The organism is Permianibacter fluminis (assembly GCF_013179735.1).
Classification (GTDB): domain Bacteria; phylum Pseudomonadota; class Gammaproteobacteria; order Enterobacterales; family Permianibacteraceae; genus Permianibacter; species Permianibacter fluminis.
Genome location: NZ_JABMEG010000002.1, coordinates 162,886 through 183,611 on the forward strand (window position 1 = coordinate 162,886; position 20,726 = coordinate 183,611).

The following is a 20,726-nucleotide window of genomic DNA, read 5'->3' on the forward strand; positions in this document are numbered from 1 at the left end:
CTCGCGGCGTCAGCGTTCGACTGCCACCGGATACAGCAGATACTCCGGATCGGCATAGCCGGAGCGTTGATAAAACCAGCGCAGCCTGGCTTCCGGATCCTTGGCGAAATTTTCGTCCTGCAGCGCCTTGTTGAAGGCTTCCTGCAAGGCCGGATTTTGCTGCAACATTTGCTGTGCCAGCGGTTCCACCACATAGCCCTCGATGTATTCGGTGGCGCTCAGAATTTCCAGGAAATAGCCCCAGCTGAACAGCGAATCTTCCGACTGCGGCTCCAGCAAGGCGACCACCAGCTCACCGAGTGGCTGATCGGTACTGACCCGTACCGAGCCGGCCGGAAACGTCCGTTCATGCGTCTCGATAACCGGCTGGCCGGAACTCACCAGTGCGCGCCCTTCGAAAGCTTTCGGCTGTTGCTTGGCATCCGGCAAGCGGTACCACTCCAGTTGCCGGGTTGTCGGCTGTTTGATTTCTTCCAGCTGAATGCCATGGCGACGCAGCACGGCAATGGCGTTGCTCGCGGTGGCCGGAAGCCAATAGGCTTTGGGTCGGGTCACCAGCACGGATGGCTGTGACGGGATCACGTCCACGTCGAACTCTTGTGGCTGACCCAACCAACGCACTTCCGTGTCACCGGAAATCGGCGATTGATAATTTTCGTGGGCGACGCCAGCAAATTTCATTTTGTAGCTGTTGGCGGTATCGGCGGTCGGCACAAACCCCAAGGTTTCCGCGCGCTGCTGACGATCGGCGGCAATCGCGGTACGCAGACTGGCGACATTCTTGCCGGCGAGCTCGAGCGTTGCAGCCATCAACACATAGGTGCCAAGCACGCGCTGCTTGTACGGTTTCAGCGAGTGGTTCTCCACCAGCATCGCCGGCAGGTGGCGCAGATCACCGTAGCCTTGCGAAAAACGCGGCGATGCCTGCCAATCGCTGATGCCCTGACTCAGATCCTTGTTGGCATTGGCGAAAATCAATGGCCCCGGAATATGGCCCTGCTTTTTCAGCGCCTTGTCCAATCCGGGCCGGTATTGCTCGCGCAGCCAGCGAGCAATGCGCGGGCTGTAGGCGTTGCGATCATTGGAACCAAACGTGATGTCGTATTGGTAATCGATGCCGTCAGTGACATGCAGGTCCAGATACAGCTCGGGATCAAGCCGCTGCAGCAGCCGCAGCATCGCCTGCATTTCCGGCGACTCGGCCTTCATGTAATCGCGATTCAGATTCAGATTCTGCGCGGTGGTGCGCCAGCCCATCTGCTCGGGGCCGCGCTGGTTGACACGCTGATTGCTCGGTCGGCCGTCGCTGCTGCCGCCGCGGCGTTCGTGACCATCAACGTTGAACACCGGGACGAAATACAGATCGGCGTTATCGATCAGTTGCAGTTGCTTGCCGAGTGCGAAATCGCGCAGCAGCATCAAGCCGGCATCTTTGCCATCAATCTCACCGGCGTGAATGCCGGCCTGCATCAAGACCCGCGCCGCCGGGGATTTGAGCCGGCGATTCAGCAGTGGCTCCGGATTCTTGCTGGCAATCACCAGCACCAGCGGTCTGCCTTCGGCGCTGCGGCCGAATTCCTGCAGCTGAATTAGCTCGCTCTGCAGATCGAGTCGGCGCAAAAACGTCAGCGTGTCGTCGTAATTTGGTGTGCCGACAAACTGGCTCTGTTCGATCGGCGTCAGCCACTCCGCCGGAATGTTTTTCAGCAGCTCTTCGCTGGCGCCTGACCACGGCAGTGCGGGCGGCAATGGTGCTTGCAGAGTCGGAGCAGCTGACGCGCTGGCGCGGCCAGTTTCGGTGACGCCGTCAACCATCGCTTCATCGGCTTGTGCCAGTTGGCCGCCAATCGTGCCGGCGAGCAGGGCGGTCGACAGCGTAGTCGACAAAAAAAACAGCGGTGTGCGTTTCATTGTTCTATCGGTCCTGACAGGTCCACTGGTTGCCCGAGTGGGAGCGGCTTCAGCCGCGATGTTTTTGACAGTTTAAAAAATCACGGCTGAAGCCGCTCACACTGAGTGCATTTCTTGTTGTAGGAGCGACCTTGGTCGCGAAGATTCTTTACAAACAATCGCGACCAAGGTCGCTCCTATAAAATTCGGTTGGGCGATGGTCAGCCCGGTTCAAACTCCGGACACAGGGTATTGGCGTAACGCTCGAAAATCGCATCGAACTGTGCCAGCACCAGGTCCAGCCCGGCAATGTCATTTTGCCGCAGTAATTGCTGCAGCGCGCGGCGGGGAAACTCTGCCGGCAGGTGCCGGCTGACCGGGGCATAGCTCAGGTGCCAGGGCTCCGGGGCAATGCCGCCATTATCGTGCCGGTAAGGCCGGAAGAAGCCGTATCGGCTGGCATGCTGGCCGAGCCAATCATTCAGATCGCCGCAAGGCCCACCGGCGCAGAACTCGCTCGGCAGCAATTGCGGCCGGATGCCGCGCTGGATGGCGTCGCCATCGAACACGTCAATTTCGCTGCCCCAATGATGGCGGGAGAGACCCGGCAGCGCCGAATAGCGCAGCACCTTGTGCAGCCAATCGGCATCGCTGAAATCGGCGCGTTTGAGCGAGCGGCCTTCGTCATCGTGCACTGGCCGCAGGCCGTTGAATTTCTCGTTCCAGATCAATTGCTGGCGGGCGAAGTCGCGGAAGGTGCTGACCGGCAGCAAACAGACGCCGTCACGCTGCGCAGCTTCGACCATCGCCTGCCAGCTGCTGATCGCATCGCGGTGCAGCCGCCATGACTTGCCGGTGCCGATACGGGTATCGGTCCAGTTGTCGAGATGGGTGTCGGTCAGGCCAAACAGTTGATCGGGGGTCATGGTGACTCGGGTGCGTGTTTCGATAGCGTATGGCGTAATTCGCGCGAGCTTAGCGCTCTCGCAACCACCCCCAGCCCCTCCTTGAAAAGGAGGGGGATCAAAAACGGCCTTCAGCGCGTTCCGGGAAAGGCTTCGAATCCATTCCCCTCCTTATCAAGGAGGGGCTAGGGGTGGTTAATGCGACGAAGCTCGATAATCAAATTACGCAGCGAACAACGCCTTGCGTGGTTCACAGCAGCATCTTTTCAAGAATACGCTCATACAACGCCACCAACTTTACCAACTCATCGGTGCTGACGCACTCGTTGACCTGGTGAATGGTGCGGTTGCAAGGGCCGAGTTCCAGTACCTGGGCGCCGGTCTTGGCGATGAAGCGGCCATCGGAGGTGCCGCCGGTGGTCGAGGCATCGGTTTCGATGCCGCAGAGTTCGCGTATCGCCTCGCGGGTGGCGTCGAGCAGCGGTCCGGCTTCTGTCAGGAACGGTTCGCCGGACAGCATCCAGTCCACCTCATCGACCAGCCGGTGCCGGTGGCAAAGATGCTGCACTTTTTCCTTGATGCCGGCCGCGGTCTGTTCGGTGCTGTAGCGCAGATTGAATTCAACAAACAATTCGCCGGGCACGACGTTGTTGGCGTGACCGGCCTGCACCCGGGTGATCTGCAGCGAAGTTGGCGGGAAATGGGCATTGCCCTGATCCCATTTGACCTGCGCCAGCTCATTCAGCGCCGGCAGCGCCTTGTGAATGGCGTTGTCAGCACGCTGCGGGTAGGCGACATGGCCTTGCTTGCCGTGGATATTGATGCGGCCGGTAATCGAACCGCGCCGGCCAATCTTGATCACATCGCCGAGGGTTTCACTGCTCGACGGCTCGCCGACAATGCACCAATCCAGCTTTTCGCCGCGTTGCATCAGCGCCTCGACCACCTTGATGGTGCCGTTGACGAATTTGTCTTCTTCATCGCTGGTGATGAGAAACGCTATGCGGCCTTTCGGGTTCGGGTGCTTGGCCAGAAATTGTTCGGTCGCAATCACCATCGCCGCCAGCGAGCCTTTCATGTCTGCAGCGCCGCGACCATACAGATAACCGTCGCGATAGCTTGGCTCGAACGGTGGCGTCGTCCACTTCTCGGCCGGGCCCGGCGGCACCACATCGGTATGACCGGCAAAGACAAACAGCGGGCCTTCACTGCCACGCACCGACCAGAGATTGTGGGTGTCGATAAAAAACATCGACTCGTTGACAAAGCCGAGTTGGGCGAGCCGCTCATCGAGCAATTGCTGGCAGCCGGCGTCTTCGGGGGAAACCGAAGGCCGGGCGATCAGTTGTTCGGTCAGCGTGAGAACTGATGGTTTGTCATGCATTTAACTTGCGAACCCTTTATCAAGCAAACGCACTTCGTGCGCCAGACAAATGCCATTACCGCCTTCGATCGGGCGGACACCGTACAGCGTACCGGAATCGGTGTGTTCGGCCTGAATCACCACCACCAATTGCTCAATGCCATCGACCACCCGCTGAACGCCACGACAGGGCAGCTCCATGTCGACCGGCGTGGCATTGCCTTCGACATAAAACACGGCGCGCCCTTCCGCGACATCCTGCTCGGTGGCGACGCGGCCACTGATGTACGGCACCTTCGCCCAGTCCGCCAGCGGAATGGCAGCCCACAGCGTGGTCATGCTCAGCGAAGTCATGTTCAGCTCAGTTCCGCTTTGTATTTGGCTTCATCAAAGCCGACCAGCAAAACGCCATCGCCTTCGATAACCGGACGCTTGATCAGGCTCAGATTGGCCAGCATCAGCTTGATGGCCTTGGCCTCGGTGACATTTTCTCGATCGGCATCAGACAGCTTGCGCCAGGTCGTGCCTTTGGTATTCAGCAGCACTTCGTAACCGACCTGCTTGACCCAGCGCTTCAGTGTCGCCGGTTCAAGTTCGGCTTTCTTGTAATCGTGAAATTCGTAGGCGACGCCGTGCTTGTCCAGCCAAGTAAAGGCCTTCTTCATCGTGTCGCAGGCTTTGATGCCGTAAATCGTGAGCATGTTGCATCCATCGTAGGGCGGATCAAGCGAAGCGGATCCGCCGCTGTCTCGAAGATGGTGGCTCCGCTTGCGCTTGAGCCACCCTACAAGTTTGAATAACTCTTATCATACCGGCGCAGGTCGGTATCCATTTTCTGGTTCTAGTCGTACTGGCTAGCCCCCTTTCCCCAACCCCCGCTCCGCGCCCCAGCCATTCTCCGGCTCGTGGCGCTGAGGCGGAACGAAGCGTTGCTTCGTTAATTCCCGCCTCGCCCCGCGAGTGGCGAGGGGCTTAATGAAGAGTGCTTTACTCGGCGCGTAGCAACTCATTAATACCGACCTTCGCTCGAGTCTTGGCATCAACCTTCTTGACGATCACGGCGGCGTACAGCGAGTACTTGCCGTCTTTGCTCGGCAGGTTGCCGGAGACGACCACAGAGCCAGCTGGGACACGGCCGTAGTGAATCTCGCCGGTTTCGCGATCGTAAATGCGGGTGCTTTGGCCGATGTAAACACCCATCGAGATCACGCTGCCTTCTTCGACGATAACGCCCTCGACCACTTCCGAGCGGGCGCCGATAAAGCAGCCGTCTTCGATAATGGTTGGTGCGGCTTGCAGCGGTTCGAGCACGCCGCCGATGCCGACGCCGCCGGACAGGTGCACGTTCTTGCCGATCTGGGCGCAGGAGCCAACGGTGGCCCAAGTGTCGACCATGGTGCCTTCATCGACATAAGCACCGATGTTCACATAGGACGGCATCAATACGACATTCTTGGCGATATAGCTGCCATAGCGAGCCACAGCCGGTGGCACCACGCGCACGCCGGTGGCGCGCAGTTCGGCATCGGACAGGCCGGCGAATTTTGACGGCACTTTGTCGAAAAATTGCAGATCGCCGCCGCCCATCGGGCGGTTGTCGTTGAGCCGGAAGCTTAGCAGCACGGCTTTCTTGACCCATTCATTGACCCGCCACTGGCCGTCGATTTTCTCGGCGACCCGGACTTTGCCGGCATTCAAATCATTGATGATGGATTGCACTGCCATGCGCAGTTCGGCTGGCGATTTTTGCGGAGAGAATTCGCTGCGCTGTTCCCAGGCGGCGTCAATCATTGCGGAGAGTGAGCTCATGTTGCGGTCATTTTCTTAGTGGGTTGAGAATCGGTAGATTGAGAAAGTGGTGATGAAGAATGAGATGCCTGCGAAAGCGGCGACTGTGCCACCAGTGCGGCTCCCGGTGTTGCTGCCGTTGTCGCTGTCGTAGCCGCATCCAGCAGCAAGCGCAGCATGTGCTCAAGCTGTTGCTGCTTTTCCTGCGACAGCGGCCGGGCTTCGCGGTCGGTAATAAAAAACACGTCTTCGGCCCGTTCGCCGAGCGTGATGATCTTGGCGTTGTGCAGCAACAGATCACAGTATTTGAACGCGGCGCCAACTCTGGCCAACAGGCCGGGCCGGTCCAGCGTGATCAGTTCCAGTGCGGTCCGTTGCCGGCGCGCATCATTGCTGAAACCGATGCGGGTTTCCAGTACAAACGGCTGCCTTTTTGTACTGCTTTGTTGCAGGTTCAGCGGCACCTTGCTGACATCGCGCAGGTGCTGTTGCAAATGGCGCTGGATGCTTTGCAGTCGTTTGAGGTCGAGCACCGGCTGGCCGTCTTCTTCGAGCACAACAAAGGCATCGAGGCCCATGCCATACGGCGTGGTGTGAATGGTCGCGGCCTGAATGCTGACCCGTTTTTGGGCGAGCAGCGCGGTGATGGCGGCAAACAAAAACTCCTGATCGTGAACATAGATCAGGAATTCGGTGCCGCCAGCGGAGGGCAGTTGCCGGGCAATGACCAAGGGTTCATCGCTGTCTTCCGGTTGCGCCAGCAGTTGCGTGGTGACCCATGCAAGCGTTTCGCCGTTGACCTTGCTGAAATAATCGCCGCCGAGCAGGCGCCACAGATCATGCACCGGTTCGCTGGCAATGCCGTCGGCGGCCAGCCGTTGCAGCGCTTCGTCGCGGATCAGCGCAGCACTGTCAGCCGGCAGCAGCGCGCTGCCACGGCGCAGGTATTCTCGGGTGGCCAGATACAGATCGCGCAGCAGGGCATCCTTCCAACCGTTCCAAAGACTCGCGTTGGTGGCGCGGATATCGCACATGGTCAGCACGTACAGCAATTCCAGTCGCTGGGTGGTGCCAACTTTGGCAGCGAATTCGGCAATGACCTCCGGATCGGTAATGTCTTTGCGCTGGGCAACCAGCGACATCGCCAGATGGCTCTGCACCAGCCAGCTGACCAGCTCAACGTCGCCATCACTGAGGCCAATCTGCTTGCAGAACTGCAGCGCATCGACCGCACCCAGTTCCGAGTGATCGCCGCCGCGGCCTTTGCCGATGTCGTGAAACAGGCCGGCCAGATAAATCAATTCCGGCTGCACCAAGCGCTGCATGATGCGCTCGGCATGCGGGAACAGGCCGGCGGTGTTCGGATCGGACAGGCGCACGAGATTGCGCAGCAAAAACAGCGTGTGTTCGTCGACCGTGTAGTGATGGAAGCGGTCGAACTGCATCTGGCCGGTGATCTGGGCAAAGGCCGGGACAAAGGCGCCGAGAATGCCGGTGTTCTTCATCGCAAACAGTGCGGTGGCCAGATTCGCCCGCGCCCGCAGAATGCGGATGAACAGTTGCTGGTAACGCGGATTGGCGCGATACGCGGCATCGACCCGTTGCCGCGAGTGCCGCAACAGCCGCAACGTGGTGGCCGACAGGCCGGTAAGGCCTTCGGTTTCGGCCAGCACGACAAAAACTGACAGCAGCGATTCCGGATGTTTGGCAAAGGTATTGAATTCGCGCAGTTCGAGCAGGCCGTCGCGTTGCTGGAAATGTGCGTCGATGACAACCGGTTCGCTTTTCTGATGGGTGCCGAGCATCACTTCACTGAACAGCTCGACCAGCACGTCGTTCAGGTTGCGCACGGTCAGCACCGCACGAAAATACTGCTTCATGAACTGCTCGACCGCGAGTCGCCCCGGTTGGTCGACAAAGCCGAGCCGTTCGGCGACGGCTTTCTGCAAATCAAACAGCAAGCGGTCTTCGGCGCGGCCGGCGACCAGATGCAGCGCGTAACGGACCCGCCACAGGAACAATTGGCAGCGGGTCAGCGCCCGGTATTCCTGCGGCAGGAACACGCCGCGCCGGGTCATCGCCAGCAGCGATTGATCACCAAAGCGGCGCTTGGCGATCCATTGAATGTTCTGGATATCGCGCAGGCCGCCGGGGCTGGATTTCAGATTCGGCTCCAGTTTGTAGGCGGTGCCTTCGAATTTGCGGTGACGGGCTTTTTGCTCGTCGACCTTGCCGCGAAAGAACGCATCCGGCGGCCACATCTGCACCGGCGACAGGTGGTCGCGCAGGCGCGCGCTCAGGCCCGGATCGCCGCACAGCAACCGCGCTTCCATAAGGTTGGTCATGACGGTGAGATCGTCGCGCGCTGCGGTTTCGCATTCATCAATGGTGCGGACGGCGTGGCCGACGGTTAGTTTCAGGTCCCAGAGCAGGGTGATCAGTTGTTCGAGCTGTTTGCCGAGGGTCGCGTCCGGTGCTTTTTTGAGCAACAGCAGAATGTCGATGTCCGATTGCGGGTGCAACTCGCCACGGCCGTAGCCGCCCACCGCCAGCAACGCGATGTCGGCTTGCGCCTGCAAACCGAGCTGTTGCCAGAGGTGCTGCAGCAACCAATCCATCCGCTGGGCGCGGCGCCGGACCAGGGTTTCAACCGGGGCGCCAGCATCAAAGGCCAGCGCATCACGGTCAATCTGGCTTTGCAGCCAGTCGCGCAGGGCGTCGCGGTCGGCGCCACAGGCGAGCAGGGCGGACAGCTCTTTTTCGGCTTCGGCAGCGGACACCTGATGGTTCATTCGACGGCGGACTTCGCGAGGGACGAGCCCGAAGTTTACCCGCTTGGCGGCAAGCGGTCGCCGGATTGCGCGGATCGTCATATCTGCCGGCCGGTTTTTGTCGGGCAACCCCTCCGACCTCCCCGGATTGGCGGCTTATTACCGCGAATTGGCGCGGTGCCAACTCGCCGCCACGTCGGCAGACGTCTACAATACCGGCCTTCATGCCCGGAGCCGGTAAACCAACCCGGACCGGGCAATGGCCGGGCGCAAAGGCGCTCAACAATCAGGAGCAAGTCATGAGTAAGGGTGATGTTCACGGTCAGGTAGTCGTGTTGGGCTCTGGCCCCGGCGGCTATAACGCGGCCTTTCGTGCGGCCGACCTCGGTCTGAACGTAGTGCTGGTGGAAGCCGAAGCCACGCTCGGCGGCGTCTGCCTCAACGTCGGTTGCATTCCCTCCAAGGCGCTCCTGCATTGCGCCAAAGTCATTGATGAAGCGGCGGTTGCCAGCCATCACGGCATCGCTTTCGGTGCGCCGAAAATCGATCTCGACAAAGTCCGTGGTTACAAAGACGGCGTGGTCGGTTCGCTGACCAAGGGCCTGGCCGGCATGGCGAAAATGCGCAAAGTGCAAGTCGTCACCGGCTACGGCAAATTCACCGGCCCGAACATGCTGGCGGTTACCGACAAGGCCGGCAAAGTCACTACCGTGTCGTTCGACAACTGCATCATCGCCGCCGGCTCGCGTCCGGTTGCGCTGCCGTTCCTGCCGCAGGATGAGCGCATTGTCGACTCGACCGGCGCGCTCGAACTGAAAAAGATTCCGGAGCACATGCTGGTGCTCGGCGGCGGCATCATCGGTCTGGAAATGGCCACCGTCTACCGCGCACTCGGCGCCAAGATCTCGGTCGTTGAAATGGCCGACCAGCTGATCCCGGCCGCTGACGCCGATGTGGTCAAGGTGTTGCACAAATACGTCGAGAAGAAATACGAAGCGATTCTGCTCGAAACCAAAGTCACCAAAGTCGAAGCCAAGAAAGACGGCCTCTATGTGACCTTCGAAGGCAAGAACGCCCCGAAAGATCCGGTCAAGTACGACATGATCCTGTCGGCGGTTGGCCGCGCCCCGAACGGCAAGCTGCTCGATGCCGAGAAAGCTGGCGTCAAGGTCGATGACCGCGGCTTCATTCCGGTTGACAAGCAAATGCGCACCAACGTGCCGCACATCCTCGCGATTGGCGACATCGTCGGCCAGCCGATGCTGGCGCACAAAGCTTCGAAAGAATCGCACGTTGCTGCCGAAGTTATCGCCGGCAAGAAACACTACTTCGATCCGATGTGCATTCCGTCGGTCGCCTACACCGATCCGGAAATTGGCTGGGTCGGCCTGACCGAGAAAGAAGCGAAAGCCAAAGGCATCGACTACGGCGTCGGTTCGTTCCCGTGGGCCGCCTCGGGTCGCGCCATTGGCGTCGCCCGCAGCGAAGGTTTCACCAAGCTGTTGTTCGATAAGGCCACGCACCGTGTCATCGGCGGCGCCATTGTCGGCGTCAACGCCGGTGAACTGATCGCTGAAATCGGTCTGGCCATTGAAATGGGCGCCGATGCCGAAGACATCGCGCTGACCATTCACGCCCACCCGACGCTGTCGGAGTCGGTCGCGTTTGCTGCCGAAGTCTACGAAGGCACCTGCACCGATCTGCCGCCGAAGCGCAAATAAGTATTGGCGGTACGGTGTTAGTGAGAAAATCCCGGCGAATGCCGGGATTTTCTTTTCGGGTGGCCGGTAAAGACTTGCCCGAATGGCGAGAAAACTGGATGCTGCCGGCAATTGCTCGGACGGCAGGTTCACCCTCTCCCCAACCCCTCTCCCGTCAAGGGAGAGGGGAAACAGGGCGGTAGTCGGCAATTGGTAAGGCTGCGGGTTCATCTTCTTGCCAGGCCTTCTTCTATTAAGAGAGAGGGAGAAAGCAGAACGGCTGCCGGCGTCGGCTTTGCTTGCTGTGTCAGTTTTTCTCGGCACTGTCTGGTCGAGAGTGAATACAACATTGCCGGCAGATCTGAAGTCGAAAACGTTGTTCCCCCTCCCCCTCGACGGGGGAGGGCTGGGGAGAGGGTGATTCCTCCGGTCAAAACACTGCCCAATCACGCCACGGAGCTTTCCATCTCGTGTCATTGTTGAAAACGGCTCAGCCACTATTCGCCGAAGAAGTTCTCGTTGAGCTTGAGGTCGGTGAACTACGCATTCCGGTGCAGCGCCAATCGCGCAAGACCGTCGCCCTGCATGTGCTGCGCGATGGCAGCTTCGAAGTCCGCGCGCCGAACCGGCTGCCAATCGGTGTCATCCGTTCCTTCGTGCATTCCCGCCGCGACTGGCTGCAAGAACGGCTCGACAGCCTCGAAGCCGGTGAAGGCGCGTTGGCGCTGCAATACCACGACGGCGCCGTTCATCACTTTCTCGGCGAACCATACAAACTCAAATTGATGGCCGCTACGCGCTGGTTTGCCAGTGTCGGCGACGGTGAAATCCGGCTCGCCACCAACAAGCTTGATGAACTGTCGGTGTGCAAGGCGCTGCAGAAATTCTATCTGCGCGAAGCCGAGGTCCGACTGCCGGAACGGGTCGTGTTCTGGCATCGCCGCCTGTTCAATCGAGATCTGCCCGAACTCAAGTTCCGCGCCATGCGTTCGCGTTGGGGCAGCTGTGCTTCCCATGGTGGCATCATGCTGAATATCAGCTTGCTGCGGGCACCGTTACCGGCGATCGATTATGTGGTCGTACATGAGCTTTGCCATTTGCAGCATTTTGATCACAGTCCGGCGTTTCATGCGCTGGTGGGGTCGGTGTTGCCGGACTGGAAGGCGAGGGCGGAGTTGTTGACGGTGCCGTGTGGGTTTTGAACGGTTGTTTTCGAGCGACCGAGATCGTTTGTAATTTTATTTGGCGAGGAATACATGCTGTCCGAGCAAAGTAGTGAGAAAGTCGAAAAAGGGGGGGCACCAAAGCGCATAAGTAAAAATAACGTGCTCCTGTCTTTGTTGGCTGGATATGGATTGGCAATGTTCATTCCGGCAATCCACACTCAAAGAAAGGATATTTTCATTGTTGCCGCGTTGGAAGTAATACCTTGGGTTCTGTTAGCTCTAAGAGAGGTTGGGAGTCGCTCAGGCCGCAATAATGCATTTAATATTTTTTTTGGACTTCTTTCACTGGTTGTCTGCGCTTTGCTGAATTCTACTGCAGATGCGTCAACTAGGGCCTTTGTGTTTCCAATCATTCTTGCTGGTCAAATTTCTCTGGTTTTTGTAGTCCTTGGTTTCGATGGGGTCGGCCGATTGTTGCGAAAGTAATAATGGTGCATTCGCGGCGAATTAACACACTCTATTAGTAAAAGTGTTCGACTTGGTTGCTTTACCCAGACTGGGTAATTGTCTTTGCATCGTTCTACCTCAGGCTATCACTGCCAGCGCACATGGTAGCTAACGCCGAAATTTTGCCTTGATCTTGCGCGCAGCGTGCCTTTGCCGTCCCCGCCGTCTGACGAGCCGAGCAACGGAGTGGAAGCTGGGTTAATAGTCCGTAGCGCAGCGAAGGGGCGAGGCACGATGCCGAAGCCTTTTGTGACTGTGCAGGGATGCACTGTCACAAAAGCCCCAGCTGGAATGGAGTAGCGCAGGGAACCGCGCGTTGTTCGCGCGGCGAGGAATACAGGCAATGTTCTTTGGTAACTTTCTTGCGCCAAGAAAGTTACCCGCCCGCCGGGGCGGGACCCGGCAAACCTTCCGGCTTCGACGGTGCTGAATGAATGGAACCTGCGGAGCGGGAACTACCCCCTCCCGGCCGTCCAGCCGCCAACAGAGTTGGCGTCGTTCAGTCGGCATGTTCGTCAACTATGACGAACTTGAATTTCTGACTTCACCCTCTGGCATAGGAGGGAACAAAAGATCGAGGCAAGTACGGCAATTCATTCGCTCAAACCGCAGCTTAAATAACCAGAAATCACTGCGACTTGTCCAAACTGAACCAGCCAAACGCAACCATCAAGGAAACCAAACACTACTTCCGCAACAACGCCGCCGCCATCGACCCCGCCACCACCATTAACGCGCCGAGATAACTCCAGATATTGAGTGGCTCCAGCACTACGCTGCCCGGAACGATATGATTGAGCACGGCGCCGGCGGCGATCGTAATCAGCGGTGTTAGCGCCAACGTGGCGCTGACGCGCGAGGCTTCCCAGTGCGCCAGGGCTTCAGCGAAAGCGCCATACGCCAACAGCGTGTTGGCGCAGGCGAACAGCAGCAAGGCCCAGCCGAGGACATTGAGCTGTGGCAGTGCGCTGACCTGACTGAATGGCAGCAAGAGGACGCTGGCAACAACGTAAATCAGAAACATGATGACCGGTGATGGCCAGGTTTTCAGCAGGGCTTTTTGCGCCAGTGCATAACCGGCCCAGGTTATTGACGCGACGATCATCCACAGCAGGCCGATGACAAAACCGGGATTGTCGGCGAGCGCGGCAATGCGTTGGTTGAAAAACAGCACCAAGCCGGCAACGAATACAGCAAAGCCCAGCCACTGGCCTTTGCCGAACGGTTCATGGAACAGCAGCACGCTGCCGAGCAGCAGCAGCAGTGGCGCCATCTGGATCAGGGTCTGGGCGCCAGCCGGGCTGATGTGATCGACGGAAATCAGATAGCAGACGTAGTTGCCGACGATGCCGAGCACGGCAATGCCGAATAGCCATTGAACTTTGCGATCACGCAGCGCGGCCAGCCTGGTGCCCTGACCGCGCCAGCGCAGCCACAATGCCATGATCACGGCGGCGGTCAGAAACCGGAAGGCGGTGATGCTGACCGCATCGAGCTGGCCGAGCAGGTTCTTCAGCGCCAGGGGCAGCACGCCCCAGAGCAGGGCAGTACAAAAAGACAGCAGCAGACCAAGCTGCCAGCGGCCGGACGTCGTATGCATGCGGGGACTCGACTGAGCGGTGGCGTCGGTGATCGGGTATCGCCGAGGAGCGGACCGGTCGCCATTATCCGGCAATGCCGGCGGCGCGGCCATGGTCGGGTCCGGCGATTGTCGAAACAGACTGTCAACCGGCACCAACAGTGTACAAATGACCGGAACGCACAAAAGCCGTTGTATCGGCCGGTGCTGCTGGCCAGAATATGGCCCTTGAATCCGCGTCCCCGATAAGAAGGAAGACCGATGTTGCGTTGGGCTGCAGGTCTCTCGTTAGTAAAACGTTCACTATTCAGCACAGGCGTGATGGCAATGGCAGGCATGTACGGAACCACGGTAACGGCCGAGCAGCTGACGCTGGAGCGGCTGTATCAAGATCCGTCGTTGTCCGGGCCGGTGCTGCAAGGCGCGCAGTTTTCGCCGGATGGCGAGCGCATCACGTTTTTGCGCGCGACCGAAGGCGACCGTCAGGATCTCTGGCAGTACCAGACCGGTAGCGGCGAAATCAGCCAGCTGGTTGATGCCAGCGCCCTGACCGGCGGCGAAGAAAACCTGTCGGCGGAAGAACAGGCACGGCGCGAGCGGCAACGGGTCAGTGGTTCGGGCATTGTCAGTTATCAATGGTCGCCGGATGGCCAGTCGCTGTTGTTCCCGCTTGCGGGTCAACTTTATCTGTACAACGTTGGGCAGGGCTCGACGACCGCAACCGGCAACGGCACCCGCGTGCTCGGCAATGGTGGCGATATCACCGATGTCCGGTTTTCCTCGCTCGGTCGTTATGTCTCGCTGGTGCGCGAGCAGAATTTGTTCGTCATCGATGTGCAAAGCGGACGCGAACGGCAATTGACCGTTGAAGGCGGCGGTCCGGTCAAATTCGGCATGGCCGAATTTGTTGCCCAGGAAGAGATGGATCGCGACACCGGTTACTGGTGGTCGCCCAATGATCAATACCTGGCGTTCACTCGCGTTGACGAGTCGGCGATTGGCGTCGAGCAGCGCTATGAACAAGGCAAGGACGGTTTGACCATCGTCAGCCAGCGCTATCCGCGTGCCGGCAAAGCCAATGCCAAGGTCCAGCTCGGAGTCATGGATTTGCTCGATGGCCATATCAACTGGATTGATCTGGGCAAAGATGACGACATCTATCTGGCGCGGGTGGATTGGTTGCCGGATTCGCGGCAGCTGGCCATTCAGCGGCAAAGCCGCGATCAGAAAAAACTGGATCTGATCGTGCACGACACCCTGACCGGTCGCAGCCAGATTTTGATCAGCGAGACCAGCCCGACCTGGGTCAATCTGCACAGTGATTTGCGTTTCCTGAAAACCCGGTCGCAGTTTGTCTGGGCCTCGGAGCGCAGCGGTTTCAAGCACCTGTATCTGTATGATCGCACCGGTAAACTGGTCAAGCCGTTGACCGAAGGGCCGTGGCAAATCGAAGAGCTGAAAGCCATCGATGAAGCCAATAACCGGGTCTGGTTCACCGGCTATGCCGACTCCGCGATGGAACTGCATCTGTACAGCGTATCGCTCGACGGCGGCCCGATTCAGAAAATGACCCAGGGTGAGGGCTGGCACAACACCACGGTGTCGGATGACGGCGAATTCTTTCTCGACAATTTCTCGTCACCGAGCCAGCCGCCGCTGGTGCGCGTGCATCGCCGCGATGGCTCGCTTGCCACCGTTCTGCTCGACAATACCTTGAATGGCAGCCATCCGTATGCGCCGTACCTGAGCGATGATGTCCAGCCAACGTTTGGCAGCATCAAGTCGGCCGATGGTCAGGATTTGTATTACCGGCTGTATCAGCCAGCCAAGCTGGAGCCGGGCAAAAAATATCCGGTGATTGTCGATGTCTATGGCGGTCCGCATGGTGCCCGGGTGCAGAAGAGCTGGGACAGTCGCAATGCCTTCTGGCACAAGCTGATGGCGCAGAAAGGCTTCTTTGTGTTCTCGCTGGACAATCGCGGCACCAATCGCCGCGGCGTCCGTTTCGAGGCGCCGATTCATCGTCAGTTGGGCGCCATTGAAGTGGCCGATCAGCAAGCCGGTGTGGCATTTTTGCGCAGCTTGCCGCAGGTTGATGGCAAGCGCATTGGTGTGTTCGGCTGGAGCTATGGTGGCTACATGACGCTGATGATGCTGATGCAGGCACCGCAGGATTTTGTCGCTGGCGTTTCGGTGGCACCGGTAACCGACTGGACCCTGTATGACACGCACTACACCGAGCGTTACCTCGGCAATCCGGCCGAGAACAAAGACGGCTACGCCAAGAGTGCGGTCATGCCTTATGTCGACAAATTGCAAGGCAAGCTGCTGCTGGTCCATGGCATGGCCGATGACAATGTGCTGTTCCTGAACTCGGCCGAGCTCATCAATACCTTGCAGCGCAAAAACAAACCGTTTGAATTGATGCTGTATCCGGGCAGCAAGCACGGCATCACCGGCCGCGATTTGCGCTTGCATCTGTTCAGCCAAATCACCGACTTCTTCCAGCGCCAGCTGGGCGGGCCCGAGCCGGCGGCTGTGACTGCCGGCGCAAATTGAACGGGCGGCCGGGCCGGCTGAGCGCGCGGTGAATGGATTCAGCTACAATTCACTCCGCTTCGCCGACACTGCCGGCTGCGAATGGGCCAGCCCCGTAGTTTATCTGGCCGGAAGCCATCTCAACCCTGCCGCTGCCGAGTGCAGTGCGGGTTGAGCACGCTTCCGGTACTGATGTAATGAGCCACATGACCAATGAGGAATGCTCCGATGAAACTGAAGCTGACACTACTGACAGCAGCCGCTTGCGGCACTCTGCTGTTGAACGGTTGCACCGTCAACCCGTATACCGGTGAGCAGCAGGCCAGCAAAGCGGTGAAATATGGCGGTATTGCCGCTGCCGTTTGCGGCGCACTCGGCAGCCGTAAAGATCGCGAGCATGCGCTGAAATACGCCGCCATTTGCGGTGTCGCCGGTGCCGGCGTCGGCGTTTACATGGATACCCAGGAAGCCAAGCTGCGTCAGGAACTGGAAGGCACTGGCGTGCGCGTCCAGCGCATTGGCGATGAAATCAAGTTGGTGATGCCGGGCAATATCACCTTCCCGACCAATGAGTCGTCGATTCGTGACGATTTTTATCCGGTGCTCGGTTCGGTGGCGAAAGTGCTGGCCGAATACAAGGACACCACGCTGGCGGTGTCGGGTCACACCGACAGCACCGGCAAAGCCGATTACAACCAGAACCTGTCGCAGCAGCGCGCACAAAGCGTCGCCAATTACCTGCGCGGTCAGGGCGTTGCCGGCGAGCGTCTGTCGGCGCGCGGTTATGGCAGCAGCATGCCGATTGCCGACAACAAGACCGAAGCCGGTCGCACCGCGAACCGCCGGGTCGAACTGGATCTGGTGCCGATCAGCAAGTGATGGCATTGCGGTGAGATAGGGCGGTGAGAAAAGGCGGCGTTGAGCCGCCTTTTTCTTTGCCGGAAAATTTGCAGCGGTCGAAACGTAATGTTGGTACCACTTGAGATCACGGCGTTGGCGCGACAAGATAGCGGCCATCTTGATGGGAGACAGCCATGAGTGAGTCAAAACCGCCGGTGACGACGGTGGTTCCCAGTGTCAGTCGTTCGGATCTGGCGCCAGTTACCGCGCCACCACCGTCACCGCCGCCACCTGATGCCAGCTTTCCTGAAGATCCGCGCCAGCGCGTGACACCGCATGCCTTTCTGATTGCGCCGCATCTGCTCGGCAAACCGCTGGCAACACCGAAAGCGCGCGCCTGGGCTATTGCCATCGATTTTGTTCTGGTCGCGTTGCTGAGTCAGGTCGGCAGTTTCCTGTTGGCGGTGGCGCTGGCGGTGCTGAGCTATCAGTTGATCAGCAAGCGCAGTCAGCTGACACCGCTGGCGCAAACCCGGGCCGGCAAGCTGCCGATTGTGTTGGTGGCGCTGTTCGTGGGCTGGGCGTTCTTTTCCGGGCTGCATCTCTTCAATGATGACGATGAACCGGATCGCAGCGCCGAAGTAGCCAGCGCAGCCGAAGAGCTGGTGGCGGCCAATGTCGATGCCGATGTGGCTGCCAATACCGGAGCTGATGCCAACGTCGCGCCATCGCAGCTGGCTGCCGAGCGTGAGCTGAGCAAATTACGGGCGGAGAACAAGCGCTTGAAGGCGGAAGCAACCGGCTTCAGCGTGATCGAAACGGGCAAAAAAATGCTCGACGATATCGGCTTCGGTTTTGGCTGGGCGGCCGTGTATTTTTCGCTGCTGACGGCGTGGTGGAAAGGCCAGACCATCGGCAAGCGCATGCTGGGCATCCGGGTGGTGCAGCTCAATGGCCGTGCACTGTCGGTGTGGGATTGCTTCAATCGCTATGGCGGCTATGCGGCCGGTTTTGCCACGGGTTTGCTTGGCTTCGCGCAAGTCATCTGGGATGACAACCGGCAAGCCATTCACGACAAAATCAGCTTTACGGTGGTCGTTGACGAAAACCGTAGTTGAATTGCGTACTGTCATCGGCGCGCGTCAACAGCTCGTCGAAGACTGATCGAAGACGACCGAATGACGGATCAAAGACTCGTCACTGATGCTGGGCCGTCAGCACGAACAGCGCGATCACGCTCAGCAGCGCCAGCGACCACAACAGTGAGCGCAGGGTCGGCCGGTTGCCGATGTAGCTGATGCCATACGCCAGTCGCAGCAGCACAAACGCAATGGCCAGCGCATCGACACGGCTGGGTTCGACGCCGCTGATCTGGGCGATGATCACGGCGGCGGCAAACAAGGGGAAGGCCTCAAACGCGTTCAGCTGCGCCCAGTGGGCGCGTTGGCGGGCACCAGAGAGCGCTGCCAAAAACTCACGCGGCGCCTGGTTGTCGTAACCGCGGCCGGCAAATTTGGCGTAACCCACCCAGAGACAGGGCATCAGTCCGGCAATGGCGACGCAGACATAGGCAATGCTCATATTGTTGCTCCTGTAGGCGATGTGCCGGTTGACCCTGCGTTTAAAGGTCCTGCGTTAATACATTCTGCGTCAATCGGTCCTGCGGCAGAAACGCCTGCCCCGACCGATCCTGACTTGCCGTAGCTTGTTTAGCTCATGTAGATCACATAGTTCGCGTCATCCATGCCGCCCACGCAGTCCCAATCGGCCTTACGGACTGGCGCCGGATTTCGATCACCCTTCGCGTTTGATCACACGGTAACGCGGTAACAAGTCGGCCCAGACAAAACTGGTAACAAGTCCGCGCTGTGGGCGTGGGCCAGTTCCGCTTGCCGGCAGTGGTAGCATCCAGCGACCCATTTTCGTCCTTTCTGGCCAGGAGCCGGCAATGCAACGACGCGATTTTCTGAAGGTGTCCGGTCTTGGTGCGGGCGTGGGGCTCGGCGCGAGCTTGTTGCCGGCAATGAGCCGTGCCATTGCCGCGGAAGAGTTGCTGGCTCCGATGGCCACGGCGTTCAAGAAGGCGCTGGCCGATGTTGCCCTCAATGCTGCGACCAAGGCCGGCGCCAGCTACTGTGATGTCCGCATCGGCCGTTATCTGCAGCAGTTCATCACGACCCGTGACCGCAGCGTTGAAGAAGTGGTCAACGCCGAATCGGTTGGTGCCGGCGTGCGCGTGGTCGCCAATGGCTGCTACGGTTTTGCCGCGACCAATGTCCTGAGCAAGGAGGCGATTGCGGCGGCGGCGCTGCAGGCGGTGGCGATTGCCAAAGCCAACAGCCGCTTGCAGACCGAGCCGGTTCGCTTGGCAGCGGTCAAAGGCGTCGGCGACGTGTTCTGGCAGACACCGATCAAGAAAGACTGGCGCGCGGTACCCATCAAGGAAAAGGCCGAGTTGCTGATCGCGGCCAACAACGCCGGCATCGAGGCCGGTGCCAGCTTCATGCGCTCACAGATGTTCCAGATCAATCAGCAGAAATATTTTGCCTCGACTGACGGCTCTTACATCGATCAAGACGTGCACCGGATCTGGACGCCGTTCACCGCCACCGCCGTCGACAAAGCCACCGGCAAGTTTCGCAGCCGGCAAGCGCTGGGCTCACCGGTTGGCCGTGGTTACGAATGGCTCGATGCTCGTGCCGAGGACAAGCTGCAAGCGCCCGGTGGCGTCACCACGCTGTACAAGCACTCCTACGATCTCATTGAAGACGCGCGCGCAGCCGGCCGTCAGGCCAAGGAAAAACTGACCGCCAAATCGGTTGAGCCCGGCAAATACGATCTGGTGCTGGCGCCGGAGCATTTGTTCCTGACCACGCACGAATCGGTCGGTCACCCGCTCGAACTCGATCGTGTGCTCGGGTACGAAGCCAATTACGCCGGCACCAGTTTTGCCACGCTCGACAAATGGCAGAGCAAGAAATTTCAGTACGGTTCGAAAATCGTCAATTTCTACGGCGACAAGACCGAGCCGGGCTCGCTCGGTGCGGTGGCGTATGACGACGAAGGCGTGGCCTGCAAGCGCTGGGATTTGATCAAGGATGGCATTTTGGTGAATTACCAGGCCACGCGCGATCAAGTGCACATGCTGGGCGAAAAGGAATCGCATGGCTGCAGTTATGCCGACTCCTGGAGCAGCATCCAGTTTCAGCGCATGCCGAATGTGTCATTGGCGCCGGGCAAGGCCAAACTGACGCCGGACGAAATGGTCAAGGACGTCAAGAAAGGCATTTACATTCTCGGCCGCGGTTCCTATTCCATTGATCAGCAGCGTTACAACTTTCAGTTTGGTGGTCAGCTGTTCTACGAAATCAAGGACGGCAAAATCGGCGCCATGCTGGAAGACGTTGCCTATCAGGCCAATACCCAGGATTTCTGGAATGCCTGCAGCGCCATCTGTGATGAGCGCGATTGGCGCATGGGCGGTTCGTTCTTTGATGGCAAAGGCCAGCCGGGCCAGGTCAGTGCGGTTTCACATGGTTCAGCAACCGCGCGCTTCGATGGCATTAATGTGATTAATACCGCGCGCAAGATCGATTGACGGCGCGTGTTCGCCCGGCAGTGATGCACGGCAATACCGCCAGCGCTGGTGTTGGCTGGCTATTGCCGTTGTCACCGCGGT

At 59.2% G+C, this 20,726-nt stretch carries 16 protein-coding genes; 7 read left to right on the forward strand and 9 right to left on the reverse strand.

Translation table 11 applies throughout. The annotated features are described in order from the left end of the window. Positions 1 to 9 precede the first annotated feature (9 nt). The 7 genes from HPT27_RS16070 to glnD all read right to left on the reverse strand — a co-directional run bounded on the left by HPT27_RS16070 (position 10) and on the right by glnD (position 8,726). Positions 10 to 1,911, reverse strand: a complete 1,902-nt coding sequence (locus HPT27_RS16070; RefSeq protein WP_172245671.1) for a M14 family metallopeptidase — start codon at positions 1,909 to 1,911, stop codon at positions 10 to 12. A 200-nt stretch (positions 1,912 to 2,111) separates the two neighbouring features. Continuing rightward, complete coding sequence (locus HPT27_RS16075; protein ID WP_172245673.1) at positions 2,112 to 2,816, reverse strand: M15 family metallopeptidase; 705 nt, start codon at positions 2,814 to 2,816, stop codon at positions 2,112 to 2,114. Positions 2,817 to 3,045: 229 nt separating this feature from the next. After that, positions 3,046 to 4,179: a succinyl-diaminopimelate desuccinylase gene (gene dapE, locus HPT27_RS16080; RefSeq protein WP_172245675.1), complete on the reverse strand. Its 1,134-nt coding sequence runs from the start codon at positions 4,177 to 4,179 to the stop codon at positions 3,046 to 3,048. Then, positions 4,180 to 4,512: a hypothetical protein gene (locus HPT27_RS16085; protein ID WP_172245677.1), complete on the reverse strand. Its 333-nt coding sequence runs from the start codon at positions 4,510 to 4,512 to the stop codon at positions 4,180 to 4,182. It abuts the gene before it with no gap. A 2-nt stretch (positions 4,513 to 4,514) separates the two neighbouring features. Continuing rightward, on the reverse strand, positions 4,515 to 4,859 hold the full coding sequence (locus tag HPT27_RS16090) for an ArsC family reductase (RefSeq protein WP_172245679.1): 345 nt from the start codon (positions 4,857 to 4,859) through the stop codon (positions 4,515 to 4,517). 286 nt (positions 4,860 to 5,145) lie between these two features. Continuing rightward, a complete protein-coding gene (dapD, locus tag HPT27_RS16095; protein WP_172245681.1) occupies positions 5,146 to 5,967 on the reverse strand; it encodes a 2,3,4,5-tetrahydropyridine-2,6-dicarboxylate N-succinyltransferase in 822 nt (273 codons plus the stop codon). Next, positions 5,964 to 8,726, reverse strand: a complete 2,763-nt coding sequence (glnD, locus tag HPT27_RS16100; protein WP_172245683.1) for a [protein-PII] uridylyltransferase — start codon at positions 8,724 to 8,726, stop codon at positions 5,964 to 5,966. Before glnD ends, dapD begins: the two co-directional genes overlap by 4 nt. A gap of 290 nt (positions 8,727 to 9,016) precedes the next feature. Here glnD and lpdA point away from each other — a divergent pair, with 290 nt between their 5' ends. From lpdA to HPT27_RS16115, 3 genes are all read left to right on the forward strand, one after another. Beyond that, positions 9,017 to 10,438 (forward strand): dihydrolipoyl dehydrogenase, encoded by a 1,422-nt coding sequence (lpdA, locus tag HPT27_RS16105; protein WP_172245685.1) that lies wholly within the window; start codon positions 9,017 to 9,019, stop codon positions 10,436 to 10,438. Between the two features lie 449 nt (positions 10,439 to 10,887). Beyond that, a complete protein-coding gene (locus HPT27_RS16110; protein WP_172245687.1) occupies positions 10,888 to 11,619 on the forward strand; it encodes a M48 family metallopeptidase in 732 nt (243 codons plus the stop codon). 54 nt (positions 11,620 to 11,673) lie between these two features. Then, positions 11,674 to 12,069, forward strand: coding sequence for a hypothetical protein (locus HPT27_RS16115; RefSeq protein WP_172245689.1), 396 nt, complete (start codon positions 11,674 to 11,676; stop codon positions 12,067 to 12,069). A 706-nt stretch (positions 12,070 to 12,775) separates the two neighbouring features. Here the strand turns inward: HPT27_RS16115 and HPT27_RS16120 are convergent. After that, positions 12,776 to 13,690, reverse strand: a complete 915-nt coding sequence (locus tag HPT27_RS16120; RefSeq protein ID WP_172245691.1) for a DMT family transporter — start codon at positions 13,688 to 13,690, stop codon at positions 12,776 to 12,778. A gap of 306 nt (positions 13,691 to 13,996) precedes the next feature. Here HPT27_RS16120 and HPT27_RS16125 point away from each other — a divergent pair, with 306 nt between their 5' ends. The 3 genes from HPT27_RS16125 to HPT27_RS16135 all read left to right on the forward strand — a co-directional run bounded on the left by HPT27_RS16125 (position 13,997) and on the right by HPT27_RS16135 (position 18,165). Further along, positions 13,997 to 16,228, forward strand: coding sequence for a S9 family peptidase (locus HPT27_RS16125; RefSeq protein ID WP_211198076.1), 2,232 nt, complete (start codon positions 13,997 to 13,999; stop codon positions 16,226 to 16,228). A gap of 207 nt (positions 16,229 to 16,435) precedes the next feature. After that, positions 16,436 to 17,086, forward strand: coding sequence for an OmpA family protein (locus tag HPT27_RS16130; protein WP_172245695.1), 651 nt, complete (start codon positions 16,436 to 16,438; stop codon positions 17,084 to 17,086). 155 nt (positions 17,087 to 17,241) lie between these two features. Next, the gene (locus HPT27_RS16135; protein WP_172245697.1) at positions 17,242 to 18,165 is read left to right on the forward strand and encodes an RDD family protein; all 924 of its coding nucleotides are present in this window, start codon (positions 17,242 to 17,244) and stop codon (positions 18,163 to 18,165) included. Between the two features lie 79 nt (positions 18,166 to 18,244). Here the strand turns inward: HPT27_RS16135 and HPT27_RS16140 are convergent, their stop codons facing one another. After that, positions 18,245 to 18,628, reverse strand: coding sequence for an MAPEG family protein (locus HPT27_RS16140; RefSeq protein ID WP_172245699.1), 384 nt, complete (start codon positions 18,626 to 18,628; stop codon positions 18,245 to 18,247). A 367-nt stretch (positions 18,629 to 18,995) separates the two neighbouring features. Between HPT27_RS16140 and HPT27_RS16145 the strand changes: the two genes are divergently transcribed. Beyond that, on the forward strand, positions 18,996 to 20,645 hold the full coding sequence (locus HPT27_RS16145; RefSeq protein WP_172245701.1) for a TldD/PmbA family protein: 1,650 nt from the start codon (positions 18,996 to 18,998) through the stop codon (positions 20,643 to 20,645). The last annotated feature ends 81 nt before the right edge of the window (positions 20,646 to 20,726 follow it).

What these genes read in the sequence shown, in the direction of transcription:
- HPT27_RS16130 (WP_172245695.1), top strand. Translation starts at nt 16,436, where the DNA reads ATGAAACTGAAGCTGACACTACTGACAGCAGCCGCTTGCGGCACTCTG.
- HPT27_RS16115 (WP_172245689.1), top strand. Translation starts at nt 11,674, where the DNA reads ATGCTGTCCGAGCAAAGTAGTGAGAAAGTCGAAAAAGGGGGGGCACCA.
- dapD (WP_172245681.1), bottom strand. Translation starts at nt 5,967, where the DNA reads ATGAGCTCACTCTCCGCAATGATTGACGCCGCCTGGGAACAGCGCAGC.
- HPT27_RS16085 (WP_172245677.1), bottom strand. Translation starts at nt 4,512, where the DNA reads ATGACTTCGCTGAGCATGACCACGCTGTGGGCTGCCATTCCGCTGGCG.
- HPT27_RS16145 (WP_172245701.1), top strand. Translation starts at nt 18,996, where the DNA reads ATGCAACGACGCGATTTTCTGAAGGTGTCCGGTCTTGGTGCGGGCGTG.
- HPT27_RS16125 (WP_211198076.1), top strand. Translation starts at nt 13,997, where the DNA reads ATGGCAGGCATGTACGGAACCACGGTAACGGCCGAGCAGCTGACGCTG.
- HPT27_RS16090 (WP_172245679.1), bottom strand. Translation starts at nt 4,859, where the DNA reads ATGCTCACGATTTACGGCATCAAAGCCTGCGACACGATGAAGAAGGCC.
- HPT27_RS16120 (WP_172245691.1), bottom strand. Translation starts at nt 13,690, where the DNA reads ATGCATACGACGTCCGGCCGCTGGCAGCTTGGTCTGCTGCTGTCTTTT.
- dapE (WP_172245675.1), bottom strand. Translation starts at nt 4,179, where the DNA reads ATGCATGACAAACCATCAGTTCTCACGCTGACCGAACAACTGATCGCC.
- HPT27_RS16135 (WP_172245697.1), top strand. Translation starts at nt 17,242, where the DNA reads ATGAGTGAGTCAAAACCGCCGGTGACGACGGTGGTTCCCAGTGTCAGT.
- HPT27_RS16075 (WP_172245673.1), bottom strand. Translation starts at nt 2,816, where the DNA reads ATGACCCCCGATCAACTGTTTGGCCTGACCGACACCCATCTCGACAAC.
- HPT27_RS16070 (WP_172245671.1), bottom strand. Translation starts at nt 1,911, where the DNA reads ATGAAACGCACACCGCTGTTTTTTTTGTCGACTACGCTGTCGACCGCC.
- lpdA (WP_172245685.1), top strand. Translation starts at nt 9,017, where the DNA reads ATGAGTAAGGGTGATGTTCACGGTCAGGTAGTCGTGTTGGGCTCTGGC.
- HPT27_RS16140 (WP_172245699.1), bottom strand. Translation starts at nt 18,628, where the DNA reads ATGAGCATTGCCTATGTCTGCGTCGCCATTGCCGGACTGATGCCCTGT.